Here is a 14,256-nt window from a genome sequence, read left to right on the forward strand (position 1 = left end):
GACCGCCCGATCGTAAGACTGCGAAGGGCGCCGAAAGGCGCCCTTCGTTTTTTCCGCGGGTGTCGGATCTCCGGGCAGGACCCTGGCCGTCGCAGTCTGTGCGACGCGCTCGTGACATAGAAAGGGCAAGTTGTCCCCTTCTTATCCACAGGGTTATCTGCAACGGGCACGACCCGATCGCGACTACGATGCGTGTCCGGCCTCCTTCCTGCGACGTCGACCGACACCCATCGACGCCGATCCCCGGATCGCCGGCGCCCTCACCAGCCCCTGAGCCTTGATCGGCTCGATTGGCCGCACACGCGGCCGAACGACGAGGATCGTCTTTCCCGATGAGCGCACGTGGCGGATTCCGTAGCGAAAAACGTTTCGAGACCCGCGCCGAACAGCGCGTGGACCAGCTTCGGGTGCCGCCGCAATCGATCGAGGCCGAACAGGCCGTGCTCGGCGGCCTCATGCTCGCGCCCGACGCCTACGACCGCGTCGCCGACCAGATCGTCGAGGAAGATTTCTACCGCCGCGATCACCAGCTGATCTACCGCGCGATCCGCGACCTGGCCGAGAAGAGCCGGCCGTTCGACGCGGTGACCCTGGGCGAGTGGTTCGACTCGCAAGGCCTGTCCGAACAGGTCGCCGGCGGCGCCTACCTGATCGAGCTGGCCAGCACCACGCCGTCGGCCGCCAACATCACCGCTTACGCCGAGATCGTTCGCGACAAGGCGGTGATGCGCAAGCTGATCGAAGTCGGCACCGAGATCGTCAACGACGGCTTCCAGCCCGATGGCCGCGACAGCGGCGAGATCCTGGCCAAGGCCGAGCAGCAGGTGTTCGCGATCGCCGAAGCCGGCGCCCGCGGCCGCACCGACTTCACCCCGGTCACCAAGGCGCTGTCGGAAGCCTTCGACGTGCTGCAGACGCGCTACGCCAGCGGCGGCGCGGTCACCGGCCTGGCCACCGGCTACACCGAATTCGACGAGATGACCGCCGGTCTGCAACCGACCGACCTGTTGATCCTGGCCGCGCGTCCGGCGATGGGCAAGACCACGCTCGCGCTGAACATGGCCGAGTACGCCGCGTTCCGCAGCAAGAAGGCGGTGGCGATCTTCTCCATGGAAATGTCGGCGAGCCAGCTCGCCCTGCGCCTGATCTCCTCGGTCGGCCGCGTCAACGCCCAGCGCCTGCGTTCGGGCCAGCTCGAGGACGAAGACTGGAGCCGCGTGACCAGCGCGATCCGCCAGTTGCGCGAAGCCAAGATCTTCATCGACGACACCCCGGGCCTGTCGCCGGAGGTGCTGCGCGCCAAGTCGCGTCGCCTCAAGCGCGAGCACGACCTGGGCCTGATCGTGATCGACTACCTGCAGCTGATGTCGGTGCCGGGCAACAGCGAAAACCGCGCGACCGAAATTTCCGAGATCTCGCGTTCGCTCAAGCACCTGGCCAAGGAACTCAACCTGCCGGTGATCGCGCTGTCGCAGCTCAACCGCTCGCTGGAACAGCGCGCCGACAAGCGCCCGGTGATGGCCGACTTGCGCGAATCCGGCGCTATCGAGCAGGACGCCGACGTGATCATCTTCATTTACCGCGACGACTACTACAACAAAGAAACCTCGCCGGACAAAGGCCTGGCCGAGGTCATCATCGGCAAGCAGCGTAGCGGCCCGACCGGCTCGCTCAAGCTGAAGTTCTTCGGCGAATACACCCGCTTCGACAACCTCGCTCACGACAGCATCGGCTCGTTCGAGTAATCCTCGGGCGTCGAGCCGGAGGCTTCAAGCAAGACACGACGACGGCGCCTCGACGGCGCCACCGTCGTTTTCAGACGGCGCGGTTTACAACGCAATCTCCAACTGCGCTCGCAGCAACAGCGAGGTCGGGCGCCGGCGCTGCGTGCCTTGCCAGCGTTCCTCGTCGAAATACTCCGCGCCGCTGACGATGTCCTGTTCGAGCAGGTTGCTCAGGCTCAGGCGCAACTTGCCGCGCTTGCCCAATTTCATCGAGGCATAGGCGTCGAGCTCGCGTCGCGGCGATTCGCTTTCTATTTCGTGCAAGCCGGTCCGTACCGAGCCGCCGCTGCGATGGCTGTAGCTCGCGCCGACCGTCCAGACCGGGTTGACGACATAGTCGGCGGCCAGGGTCCCGGTCAGGCGCGGCTGGCTGTCGATGCGGTTGTGCGGGCCGGACACCTCGTCGACGTGCGACCAGTTGCGGGTGAGGTTGAAGCGCACGTCGACCGGCAGCGCGGCGAACCAGCGCGACAGCGAGAACTTGCCGTCGACTTCGAGCCCCCAGCTGCGAGCGCGGCCGCCGTTGCCCGGCAGGGCCACCCAGCGCCCGTCGATCAGCCGAGTTTCGGTGCGGATCAGATCGTCGATCTCGCGCAGGTAGGCGCCGAGGCTGAGCATCGCGCCCTGGTCCCAGTATTTTTCGTAGGCCAGGTCGAGGCCGGTCGCGAGCTCCGGGCGCAGGTCGGGATTGCCTTGCTGATCGGGGTCGAGCGCGCGGTTGTTGGTCGAGGTGTAGGGGCGCGGGATCAGCGAACGCAGTTCGGGCGCGCGGTAACTGCGGCTCAGGCCCAGACGGATCTGGTCGTTGCGGGTCTTGGAGAGTTTCCACAAGGACTGCAGCACCGGCGACAGCACGCTGGCATCGTTGCGCACCGTGGCGAAGCGGTTGCCTTCGCTGCGGGTGTCGATACGCTCCCAGCGCGCGCCGAGATACAGCGACCAGGCCGGGCTCAGCGTCCATTCGTCCTGCGCGTACAGCGCCAGCCGCCGCAGGGTGGCGTCGAAGGAGAGGTCGCTGATCGTTTCCGGCTCGCCGGCGATGGCGCGCAGATGCTGCAGGCGCGATTCGCGGCGACGTTCCAGGCCGGCCTCCCAGCCGAGTTCGAGTGCGTGCCGGCCATTGTCGCTCGCATCGGCTTCCGATAGCGGCAAGGCGTACTTGCCGCTGGAACTCAGCGCATGCACGCGCAGCCGGCCGTCGGTGGCGTCGTCGAGGTTCTGATTCGCGTCGATCCCATAGCCCTGCTCGCGGAAACGCGAACGCTCGCGATTGCCGCTGAGGCCGAGTTTGCTGCTGAGCTTGCCGACCTGGGCGAATTCGCGGCTCCAGTGCAGGTCGGTGCGCAGTTGCACGACGTCGGTGCCGGTGAACTGGCGGTAGCGGACATGATCGAGCTCCGGGCCCAGCGAAGTGGTCCAGCCGATATCGGCGTATTTGCGGGCATGGCCGGCGTCGAGCCAGGATTGCAGGGCCAGGGTGTCGCCGTTCTGCAGGGTCAGCTCGAAACGCGGCGCGATCGCCAGTGCGTCGCGATAGCCGTCGACGCGCAGGCGGGTGTCGCGTTGTGAAGACTGCATGCCATCGCGGTCGCGTGCGATTTCGCTGCCGGTTTCCTCGACCAGGTATTCGCGCCGCGTCGACGAGGCTTCGAGCGAATGGCTGCGATAGCCGTCGCGGCGCGAATGGCTCCAATGCAGGCTCGGCAGGTGTCGGCCGTTCGACAGCCCCAGGGCCAGCTTGAGTTCGTCGCTGTCGCGGCGTGCCTGCCGGGCGAGCACGATGTTGATGGTTCCGGCGATGGCGGCGCTGCGCAGGTCGGCGGTCGTGGTGCGCAGGATTTCGACCCGCTCGATCATGTCCGGCGACAGCGCGCCGAGGTCGAAACCGGGCGCGGCCGCTTGTCCGTCGACCAGCAACTGGGTGTAGCCGCTGCCCATGCCGCGCAGCGAAATCGCGCCCGAGCTGCCGGGCGCACCGGTGCCGATGCTGACGCCCGGCAAACGCTTCATCGCTTCGGCGAGACTGGCGTCGCCGAATGCGAGCAATTCGGCGCGCGTGACCACGGTGCGCGAGGCGGTGTCGTCGCGGCGCGCGTCGTGGCGTTCGCCTTCGACCACCACGGTGTCGAGTTCGGCGACCGCAGCCGCAGCAGCAGGGGGCGCGGGCGCGGGCTGGGGCGGCTTGGCGCCGGCAGGGACGCAGGCCAGCATCGCCTGGGCGAGCAGGGCCAGGCGGCATGCCTGGCGCAGTGGTGTCGAGGTGGGTGACGACGTCGATTGCATAGGGACCGGGATAGAGGGAGGCGCAGTCGCGCGACCGGCGCGTCTGTGGGCGACGGAGCGGGCGAAGATCGCGGGCAAAGGCCGGCCCTCCCCATGAGCGGGGCATTCAATCAGGCAGGCCGGGTAGGGCGGCGACGCGGTTCGCGCGTCGCCGCAGACGATTACGCAGTCATCGGGCTGACGGCATCGGACTCATCGCAGCAGCGGCTCCGGGTCGACGCGTTGGCCGTTGTGCAGCATCTCGACGTGGACGTGCGGGCCGGTGACCTTGCCGGTGGTGCCTACGCGGCCGATGCGCTCGCCGCTCACGACTTGCTGGCCGACCTGGACGTCGTATGCGTCGAGATGGGCGTACAGCGACTGCCAGCCGCCGCCGTGATCGAGCACGACCACGGTGCCGTAGTTCGGCGCGTTGTCGTAGCGTTCGGTGGCCGCGACCACGACGCCAGCGGCCGGCGCGTGCACCGGCGTGCCGCGAGCCGCGGTGAAGTCGAGGCCGCGATGCGGGTTGCTGCGCGGCGGGCCGATCTCGCCGAAGTGGCCGCTGATCTTCGGCTTGCGCATCGGCGAGGAGAAGTCGATCTCGACACTGGCCGCGGCCGCGGCGACGGCCGGGTCGGGTGCCGGCTTGACCGCTGCGTTGGTCGCCGCGCTCGTCGGACCGATCGTGGCGGCCTGCGTGGTCGTCGCCGGCGTCGCGGCGATCTGCACCGAGGCGATCGCGGCGCCGGCGACCAGCGCCGTCGCCGCCAGCACCCAGCGCAAAGCCGGAGGCACGCGGCGACGCCGGTCGCCCTCGATCATGTGGGCGATGCGCAGCCGGTGATGGCCGGGGTCCTTGCGCGAGAACGCCGCGGCCGAGGCCGGCAGGGGCACGCCGGCGGACAGGCGCAAGGTCTGCAGATAGGCCTGGGCATAGCTGCGGCGACGGTCGGCGCGGTCGGCGATGGCGGCGGCGTCGCAGCGCAGCTCGGCGGCGATCTGCACGCGTTGGGCGATCAGGCGCAGGAAGGGATCGAACCACAGCAGGACCTGGACCAGGCGCATCCCGGCGGCGCGCTGCGGGTCGCGACGGGCGAGATGGGCCGCCTCGTGGCGCAGCACCATGCGCAGTTGCTCATCGCTCATCTGCGCGCTCAACGCGGCCGGGACCAGAATGGTCGGCCGCGGCAGGCAGACCGCGAACGGGCTCGTCGCATCGTCGATGCTGCGCACCTCGATGCCGGCCTTGGCCAGGCGCCGGCATTCGACGGCGACCGAAGTGTCGTTGAGCGCGCCGTCGAAGGGACGCGAAGCCGCGACGATGCGGCGCACCGCATGCAGCCCCGAGCACCAGCCCAGCGCGGCGACGATCGCGCCGCTGAGATACAAGGCGGCCAGCAGCGGTTCGAGCCAATCGCGCAGCGCGGTCGTCGCGGCCGCCGCGACCGGCGACGTCGCGCCGGCCATGCTCGACCAGGCGCCGCCATCGCTCAACATCGGCAGCGGCAGGCTGGGCGTTATCGGCCAGGATGAGGTCTCGGGCCCGAGCCAACGCAAGGCGAGTGCCGCGGCGGTCGGCAACGCCGCCAGCGTCCATACCCCGAGCCAGTAAGCACGCGAGGCATGCGACAGACGCAGGGCACGATGCAGGCCGAGCCCTGCGACCCAAGCCAGCGCGCCGGTCGCCAGACAAGCGCCCAGGTGCAGCGACCAGAATTCGAGGCTGGGCAAGGTCATGCCTGCGACTCCGGTTCGCCGTCGCGCAGCATCGCTTCGAGCTGGTCGATCTCGTCTTCGTTGAGCAGACGGCTGTCGGCGAAGGCCTGGGTCGGCAGCGGCCCGTCGATTTCGAGCACGCGCTTGGCGAAGTCGCTGCTCAGCGCGGCGAGCACCGCGACCTTGCCGACAGCGGCACGGTACACGTTGAGCCCGTGCTCGCCGATTTCCTCGACCAGGCCCTTGTCGACCATGCGTTCGAGGGTCTTGCGCGTCGACGAATACGACCAGTCCAGCAGCGGCGCGACGCGCTCGTGCAACTCGCGTGCGCTGCAGGCGTTTTCGCGCCACAGGCACTTCAGCAATTCCAGTTCGGCATTCGACGGGCGGATCATCGCAGGGCTCCCAGAGTCAGATGTCGTAAACATGCGACAAGTGTCGCATGGTGTCAAGCCGAGCGAATCACGACAGCGGTCGAGGGGCTCAGTAGCCAGTGCTGGGCTGCTGGCGCGACGACGCAGCCTTCGCGGGCCGCCAAGCGCGGTTCCCTGCAACGGCCGGTCGCAACTGTGCCGGCATCGAATCGGCGACGGCATCGGCCCGAGCGAATGCGCCGGCGAGCGACCTCGTTGTGTATCTCGATTCGAAGCCGTCACTGCATCGCGCATCGACGCGGCAGTCGCGATGCGCGTCGTACGCGCAGCGCGTCGCAGATTCGTCGAACGACCGTGTCGAGACGCATGCCTGCCTGCGCGCGTTCAGCATCGCGACGTTAGCCTTGCGAACATGCGCGGCAGCGGCGTTGCGACTGGGTTGACGCAGTCGTGACGGATGCCGGCGCATCGTGCATCCCGTCCATATTCCTATCGGTGAGTCCATGAACTCCAAGCTCAAATCCACGATCGCCGTCGCCCTGATGTCCTGCGTCATGGTGACCGGCGCGGCTACCGCGCAGACCAAGTCCAAGTCCAAGGCGCACCAGCCGCGTTGCTACGACGTCGAAGTGCAGCGTCCGAAGCAGATCAAGGATCAACACAAGATCGCCGGCACCGCCATCGGTGCGGTCGCGGGCGGTCTGCTGGGCAACCAGGTCGGCGGCGGCAGCGGCAAGAAGCTGGCGACCGCGGCCGGTGCGGTCGGCGGCGCCTTCGCCGGTCGCAAGATCCAGGAAAACCAGCAGAACAAGATGGAAACCGTGATCGAGCGCCGCTGCGACTGAGCCGCGCCGGCCCCGATTCGACCGGTCCTGCCGGTCCGACTCGATCGGTCCGACCCGAAGCCGCGCAGGGTTCGCCCCGCGCGGTTTTTTCTTGGGCGAGGTTTTGCCGCTCGCGTCGTTTGCGCGGGATCGTTGCGGCGACTCGCATGCGAGCGTTCTGGCGCGCATCGGCGCCCGCTAGAATAGGCGCATGGCACGACCGACTTCCGCAAGCATCCACACCGACGCGTTGCGTCATAACCTCGCCCAGGCGCGCAGCATGGCGCCGCACAGCCGAGTCATGGCGGTGGTCAAGGCCGACGGCTACGGCCATGGTCTGGAGCGCGTGGCGCGGGCGCTCGAAGGCGCCGATGCGTTCGGCGTGGCGGCCTTGTCCGACGCCGACCGCCTGCGCGCGGCCGGTCTGTCGCAGCCGATCGTGTTGCTGTCGGGCTTCGACGAAGCCGACGACCTGCCGCAGCTGCGCCGGCTCGGCGTCGAGACCGTGGTCCACCACATCAGCCAGGTCGAGATGCTCGAACAGGCCGCTGCCGGCGAGCCGATCCGTTGCTGGCTCAAGGTCGACAGCGGCATGCACCGGCTCGGCTTCGCTCCGCAGGACGTGCGCGAGGCGCATGCGCGCCTGGCCGCGGCTTCGAGCGTGGCCGAGGGCATCGTGCTGATGAATCACTTCGCCAGTTCCGACGAATTCGACAAGCCGCAGACGCGCCAGCAACTGCAGGCCTTCGCCGCGGCCACTGTCGACTTGCCGGGCTCGCGTTCGCTGGCCAATTCCGCGGCCGTGCTCGGCTGGCCCGATGCCCACGCCGACTGGATCCGGCCGGGCGGCCTGCTGTACGGCATCAGCGCGGTCGAAGGGCGCACCGGCGCCGACTTCGGCCTGCGTCCGGCGATGACCCTGTCGACCCGCCTGATCGCGGTCAACCGGGTCGGCAAGGGCGAACGCATCGGCTACGCCGCAACCTGGGAATGCCCAGAAGACATGCTGGTCGGCGTGGCTGCGATCGGCTACGGCGACGGCTACCCGCGTGCGGCGCCTTCGGGCACGCCGGTGCGGGTCGCGGGCCACGACACTCAGGTCATCGGCCGGGTCTCCATGGACCTGATGACGATCGACCTGCGCGGCGTCCCCGAGGCCAAGGTCGGCGATCCGGTGGTGTTGTGGGGGCCGGAACTGCCGGTCGAACGCATCGCCGAGGCCAGCGGCACCATCGGTTATGAGCTGACCTGCTCGATCACCCGGCGGGTACGCTTCGTCGAAGCCTGAGCGCCTCGGCGGCTGCGACCCTGGTCCAGGGCTGGCACACCGCCTCGCGGGCGCTGGCTCGCGGGCGCTGGTCGCCCCGGTTTCGGTAGGCGTCGCGAGGCCGCGAATCGGCCGCCGAGCCCCTCCCTCGCGGGGGCTTTGAAAGGCGCAACGCATAAACGGGATGACCTCCCTACAGGCGGCCAAAGTTGTCGTTCATCAGTATAAATTTGTGATATACGTCACAAATTAGAGATTCGCCTGGGCGATTTCTCCCATTCCCAGCCGATCCCCGAGCGCGCTAGCGTCGCTGGAGCGTCGCGGCCAAGACCGCACGCGGCTAACCGGCCCGGACCGCGTCCGGGCCGCAATCTATCTCGGGGAGTCACGAATGAAGCAACGCAATTTGGTGAGCGCACTGGGTCTGGGCCTGACGATGATGGTCGCTTCGAGCATGGCCAACGCCGAAGGTCCGAACCCGAACCGGGTCTGGGTCAAGTTCAAGTCCGGTGCCGGCGCGGGCGCCGCCAACCGCGGCCTGGTCCAGGCCAATGTGCAGCAGAAGGTGCAGGCGTTGCGTACCCGGCTGGCCGCGGCCCACGGCGGCGACGCCACGGTCAACTTCCAGTTCGACAAGCTCAACGCCGCGGTGCTGACCCTGCCGTCGGCCGATGCGGTCAAGGCCCTGCGCGACAACCCCGACGTCGAATCGGTCGAGATCGACCAGCCGCGCTATCCGATGGCGCAGAGCGTTCCCTACGGTATCGACCAGGTCCAGGCCCGCGACGTATGGGACGCCAATCGCGACGGCGTCATCGACACCGGCGCGGCCACCGGCGAAGGCATCAAGGTCTGCGTGATCGACTCGGGCATCAACTCGACCCACGAGGATTTCGCCGGCATCGCCCTGACCGGTTATCCGACCGGCTGGAACACCGACACCTGCGGGCACGGCACCCACGTCGCCGGCACCATCGCCGCGGCCAACAACAGCACCGGCGTGGTCGGCGTCAGCCCGGGCAAGGTCTCGCTGCACATCGTCAAGATCTTCGGCAGCAACGGCTACAACGGCAGCAGCCACGGCCAGTGCTCGTGGACCTACAGCTCGACCCTGGTCGACGCGGCCAACCGCTGCGCCGCGGCCGGCGCCAAGATCATCAACATGAGCCTGGGCGGCGGCGGCAGTTCGACCACCGAGAGCAACGCCTTCCAGACCCTGGCCAACAACGGCGTGCTGAGCATCGCCGCGGCCGGCAACGACGGCAACGCCACCCTGAGCTATCCGGCTTCGTACCCGAGCGTAGTGTCGGTGGCGGCGATCGACCAGAACAACGCCAAGGCCGATTTCTCGCAATTCAACAGCGAAGTCGAACTCGCCGCGCCGGGCGTGGACACCTACAGCACCACGCCGCTGGCCAACGACCCGCTGGTGGTCGGCAACAGCCAGTTCGCCGCCAACCCGATCAGCGGCTCCAGGCAGACCACCGCCAGCGCCGGCTGGGTCAACGGCGGCCAGTGCACGGCCTCGTCGAACACCTGGCGCAACAAGGTCGTGCTGTGCCAGCGCGGCACCAACACCTTCACCGACAAGGCGACCAAGGTGAAGACCGGTCGCGGCCTGGCCATGGTGGTCTACAACAACGTCGACGGTCCGCTGCAGGCCGGTCTGTACAGCTCGGCCACGCCGCCGCAGCCGGTGACCAGCACGCTGCCGGCGGTGGGCATCAGCAAGGCCGACGGCGAAACCATCATCGCCACCCTGGCCGGGCAGACCGCCACCGTCGATGCGACCCCGTCGGTGAGCAACGTCGCCTACGAGAACAAGAGCGGTACCTCGATGGCGACCCCGCACGTGTCCGGCGTGGCGGCGGTGGTGTGGAGCGCCAAGCCGACCGCGACCGCGCAGCAGGTCCGCGACGCCCTGGCGACCACCGCGGTCGACCTGGACGCCGCCGGCCGCGACAACAACACCGGCTGGGGCCTGGTCCAGACCCAGGCCGCGATCACGGAACTGCAGTCCCAGTAAGCCGGGATCGCACGGACGGGGTTCGAGCATGAACCCCGTCCGTTCCGGATGCCGGGGGACGCGGCATACTGCCGCCTCCTCGACCTTGCGGCTGCCGCAATGCCCGACGCCAACGCGACCGCGCTGATCTGGTTCCGCAACGATTTGCGTCTGGCCGATCATCCCGCGTTGCGTGCCGCGCTGGAGGCCGGCTACACCCCGATCCCGATCTACATCCACGCCCCCGACGAGCACGCCAGTTGGCGTCCCGGTGCGGCGTCGGATGCCTGGCGGCAGCGTTCGCTCGCCGCGCTCGATCGCGACCTGCGTAAACGCGGCTCGCATCTGCGCCATTTCTTCGGTCCCAGCCTGGCCACGCTGCAGTCGCTGATCCTCGCCACCGATGCCCAGGCGGTGTTCTGGAACCGCCGCTACGAGCCGCACATCGAACGCCGCGATACCAAGATCAAGCAGACCCTGCGCGGCATGGGCCTGGAGGTCGAAAGTTTCAACAGCGCGCTGATGTTCGAGCCGTGGACCCTGCGGACCAAGCAAGGCGGGCCGTTCAAAGTGTTCACCCCGTACTGGCGCTCGGCCCTGGCGAACTGGAAGGAGGAGCCCTCGTGGGAGCCGCCGGCCTCGCTGCCGAGCACCCGCGAAGGGCCGGACGGCGTGCTGCTGGCCGCACTCAAGCTGGCGCCGGAGCGCGACTGGGCCGAACCGTTCTGGAGCCATTGGACGCCGGGCGAGGCCGGCGCCCGGGCGGCGCTGGAGACCTTCGTCGACGGCGCCTTGCGTGGCTACACCGAGCAACGCGACCGCCCCGACCGGGTCGGCACCTCGCGGCTGTCGCCGCATCTGCATTTCGGCGAGATCGCGCCGTGGCGAGTGGCGAGCGTGCTGCGCGGGCATCGCAATGCCGGTAATGCCCGCGACGTCGACTCGGCGGTGCGCGAGCTGGGCTGGCGCGAGTTCGCCCATCACCTGTTGCACCACTTTCCCGAAACGCCGGAACAGAACTTCAATCCACGCTTCGCCGATTTCGACTGGGCGCGTTTGTCGCAGCCGCGGCTGGAGGCCTGGCAGCAGGGCCGCACCGGCATCCCGATCGTCGATGCGGGCATGCGCGAGCTGTGGGCCACCGGCTGGATGCACAACCGCGTGCGCATGATCGTGGCCAGCTATCTGACCAAGCACCTGCGCTATCACTGGCGCCACGGCGCGCGCTGGTTTTGGGACACCCTGGTCGATGCGGACCTGGCCAACAACAGCCTGGGCTGGCAATGGGTCGCCGGCACCGGCGCCGATGCCGCGCCGTATTTCCGCGTGTTCAATCCGGTGACCCAGTCGGAGAAGTTCGATCCCGACGGCGACTACATCGCGCGCTGGGTGCCCGAGCTCGCCGGCCTGCCGGTGCCGCTGCGCTTCGCGCCCTGGCGCGATGCGGCGCTGTTGCGCAAACACGCGCCCGACTATCCGCCGCATCCGCTGGTCGACCTGGCGGCGGGCCGCGACGACGCGCTCGAGGCCTACCGCAAGTTGCGCGAGTAGGACGAAGGCGAGGGCGCTGCGGCGTGCGTGGCGTCGCAAGCCGCGCTCGGCAGGAGCGTCGAGCGCCCGCTTCGGCGCGGCTCGCGTTGACGCCGCTCGCGGCAGCGTGATTCACTCGACGCTGACGCTTGGGAGGGCGCATGGCCAAAGCAGAAGCGGGGGCAACATCGCGCAAACGCGCGCGTCGCGAGGCGATGTCGCGGGTCGACACGGCCTGGTTGCGAATGGAACGGCCGACCAATCCGATGATGATCACCGGCGTGCTGATGTTCGCCGAGCCGATGTCGCTGGACGCTCTCAAGCGCGTGGTCAAGCAGCGTTTCCTGGCCTATACGCGTTTCAGCCAGAAGGCCGTGGACACCGCCGCGGGCGCCTATTGGCAGACCGACGAAGACTTCGATCTGGACTGGCACGTCCAGCACACGGCGTTGCCGGGGCGCGGCGGCAAGCGCGGCCTGGAGCGTTTCGTCAGCCAACTGGCGTCCAGCCCGCTCGACGGCAGCCGGCCGCTTTGGCAGTTCCACTTGGTCGAGCGCTACAACGGCGGCTCGGCGCTGATCGCGCGCATCCACCACAGCTATGCCGACGGCATCGCCCTGGTCCAGGTGCTGCTGTCGTTGACCGACACCACCGCCGAGCCGGCCAAGGGCAGCGACCTCGCGCACGCCTGGCTCAAGCAGGACGGCGTCGAAGTCGCGCGCCGCGTCGGCGCGGTCGACCGCTACATGAAACTCGGCAGCAAGGTGGTCGAGAAGAGCATGGAGATGTACCGCGACCCGACCCTCGCGGCGATGCTGGCGAAGGAGGGCGGCGAGATCGCCCGCGAATTGCTGCATGCCTTGTCGCTGCCGGACGACCCGCCGTCGCTGCTGCGCGGCAAGCTCGGCGTCAGCAAGCGCGTGGCCTGGGCCGAACCGCTGGACCTGGAAGAGGTCAAGGCGGTCGGTCGCGCCTGCGATTGCACGGTCAACGACGTGTTGATGGCCACCGCGGCCGGCGCGCTGCGCAGCTACATGATCGAGCGCGGCGACAACGTCGACGGGCTGACCCTGCGCGCGACCGTACCCGTCAACCTGCGTCCGCTCGAACACGCGCGCAAGCTCGGCAACCATTTCGGCCTGGTCTTCCTCGACCTGCCGGTCGGCGAGGACAACCCGATTCGGCGGGTGGAGCGCGTCGCCGAGTGCATGAACAATCTCAAGAATTCGCGCCAAGCCATTGTTGCATTTGGTCTTTTGGCCGCTCTTGGAATGGCGCCGGCGCAAGTGCAAGGCTTGGCGTTGGAGCTTTTCAGCCGCAAGGCCACGGCGGTGGCGACCAATGTGCCGGGCCCGCAGCAACCGCTGTACCTGGCCGGCTGTCGTCTCGACGAGATGATGTTCTGGGTGCCGCAGACCGGCTCGATCGGCATCGGCATCTCGATCCTGAGCTACAACGGCCGCGTGCATTTCGGCCTGATCGCCGACGGCAAGCTGATCCCCGATCCGGATGCGGTGATCCAGCGTTTCGGCAGCGAATTCGACAAACTGCTGTACCTGTCGCTGATGGGCAATTGGGACGTCACGCTTAATGCCGAGGCCGCCGACGCCCTGATGCCGGCGCTTTGACGGTCTAGCGACCGGCAGCGGTCTGCGGTGTGCGGACCGCTCTCCGACCGCGACCTGAATGTGGATGTCCCTCGTCACTCGTCCGCGACGGCGGCGTGATTAGCTTGTCTGGGTCCAGCAACACAGACGAGGAATTCCCATGAACACCCAAATCAAGCTCGCCCTGGCCGCTGCCAGCATGACCGTGTTGCTCGCCGGTTGCGCCACCGGCGGTGGCGGCTACTACGGCGGCCAGCAGCAACCGTATCCGGGCCAGAACCCGCCGCCGGAACAGCAGGGCGGTATGAACCGCACCCAGAAGGGCGCCCTGATCGGCGCGCTCGCCGGCGTCGCGGCCGGCCTTCTCAGCGGCGACGACGCCACCGAACGCCGCCAGCGCGCCCTGATCGGCGCCGGTGTCGGCGGCCTCGCCGGCGGCGCTATCGGCAACTACCAGGACCGCCAGGAACGCGCGCTGCGCGACCGCATGGCCGGCACCGGCGTCGACGTGGTCCGCCAGGGCGACAACATCACCCTGAACATGCCGAGCAACATCACCTTCGCTTTCAACAGCGCCAGCCTCGACCCGCAGTTCTATTCGGTGCTCGATAACGTCGCCAGCACGCTGACCGAGTACAACCAGACCATCGTCGAGGTGGCCGGCCACACCGACAGCATCGGCAGCGACGCGGTCAATCAGCGTCTGTCCGAGCAGCGTGCCGCGAGCGTCGGCAATTACCTGATGTCGAAGGGGCTGGTGCGCGACCGCTTCATCCTCACCGGCGCCGGCAAGACCCGCCCGATCGCCAGCAACGACACCGATGCCGGCCGTGCCCAGAACCGCCGCGTCGAAATCACCCTGGTGCCGGTGCGTTCCTGATTGG

The 14,256-nt window shown here is 68.4% G+C and carries 10 protein-coding genes; 7 read left to right on the forward strand and 3 right to left on the reverse strand.

Translation table 11 applies throughout. From position 1 onward, the window contains the following. The first annotated feature begins 332 nt into the window (after positions 1–332). Complete coding sequence (locus tag ACKN61_RS12265) at positions 333–1,745, forward strand: replicative DNA helicase (protein WP_031372468.1); 1,413 nt, start codon at positions 333–335, stop codon at positions 1,743–1,745. A gap of 84 nt (positions 1,746–1,829) precedes the next feature. Here the strand turns inward: ACKN61_RS12265 and ACKN61_RS12270 are convergent, their stop codons facing one another. The 3 genes from ACKN61_RS12270 to ACKN61_RS12280 form a co-directional block, all read right to left on the reverse strand. Continuing rightward, the gene (locus ACKN61_RS12270) at positions 1,830–4,067 is read right to left on the reverse strand and encodes a TonB-dependent receptor plug domain-containing protein (RefSeq protein WP_408953670.1); all 2,238 of its coding nucleotides are present in this window, start codon (positions 4,065–4,067) and stop codon (positions 1,830–1,832) included. 192 nt (positions 4,068–4,259) lie between these two features. Then, positions 4,260–5,786, reverse strand: coding sequence for a M23/M56 family metallopeptidase (locus ACKN61_RS12275; RefSeq protein WP_408953671.1), 1,527 nt, complete (start codon positions 5,784–5,786; stop codon positions 4,260–4,262). After that, positions 5,783–6,160: a BlaI/MecI/CopY family transcriptional regulator gene (locus tag ACKN61_RS12280; RefSeq protein WP_031372465.1), complete on the reverse strand. Its 378-nt coding sequence runs from the start codon at positions 6,158–6,160 to the stop codon at positions 5,783–5,785. Before ACKN61_RS12280 ends, ACKN61_RS12275 begins: the two co-directional genes overlap by 4 nt. Before the next feature lie 482 nt (positions 6,161–6,642). Here ACKN61_RS12280 and ACKN61_RS12285 point away from each other — a divergent pair, with 482 nt between their 5' ends. The 6 genes from ACKN61_RS12285 (at position 6,643) to ACKN61_RS12310 (ending at position 14,252) form a co-directional block, all read left to right on the forward strand. Next, a complete protein-coding gene (locus ACKN61_RS12285; RefSeq protein WP_031372464.1) occupies positions 6,643–6,984 on the forward strand; it encodes a glycine zipper 2TM domain-containing protein in 342 nt (113 codons plus the stop codon). A 190-nt stretch (positions 6,985–7,174) separates the two neighbouring features. Further along, positions 7,175–8,251 carry an alanine racemase gene (gene alr / locus ACKN61_RS12290; protein WP_408953672.1) on the forward strand — a complete coding sequence of 359 codons (1,077 nt, stop codon included), beginning with the start codon at positions 7,175–7,177 and terminating at the stop codon, positions 8,249–8,251. A gap of 370 nt (positions 8,252–8,621) precedes the next feature. Next, positions 8,622–10,256, forward strand: coding sequence for a S8 family serine peptidase (locus ACKN61_RS12295; protein ID WP_408953673.1), 1,635 nt, complete (start codon positions 8,622–8,624; stop codon positions 10,254–10,256). Between the two features lie 99 nt (positions 10,257–10,355). Next, positions 10,356–11,786 (forward strand): cryptochrome/photolyase family protein, encoded by a 1,431-nt coding sequence (locus ACKN61_RS12300; RefSeq protein WP_408953674.1) that lies wholly within the window; start codon positions 10,356–10,358, stop codon positions 11,784–11,786. 140 nt (positions 11,787–11,926) lie between these two features. After that, on the forward strand, positions 11,927–13,393 hold the full coding sequence (locus ACKN61_RS12305) for a wax ester/triacylglycerol synthase family O-acyltransferase (protein WP_223621052.1): 1,467 nt from the start codon (positions 11,927–11,929) through the stop codon (positions 13,391–13,393). A 139-nt stretch (positions 13,394–13,532) separates the two neighbouring features. Next, positions 13,533–14,252, forward strand: a complete 720-nt coding sequence (locus ACKN61_RS12310; RefSeq protein ID WP_031372459.1) for an OmpA family protein — start codon at positions 13,533–13,535, stop codon at positions 14,250–14,252. The last annotated feature ends 4 nt before the right edge of the window (positions 14,253–14,256 follow it).

The organism is Lysobacter sp. Hz25 (assembly GCF_046097045.1).
In the GTDB taxonomy this organism is placed as follows: domain Bacteria; phylum Pseudomonadota; class Gammaproteobacteria; order Xanthomonadales; family Xanthomonadaceae; genus Lysobacter; species Lysobacter antibioticus_B.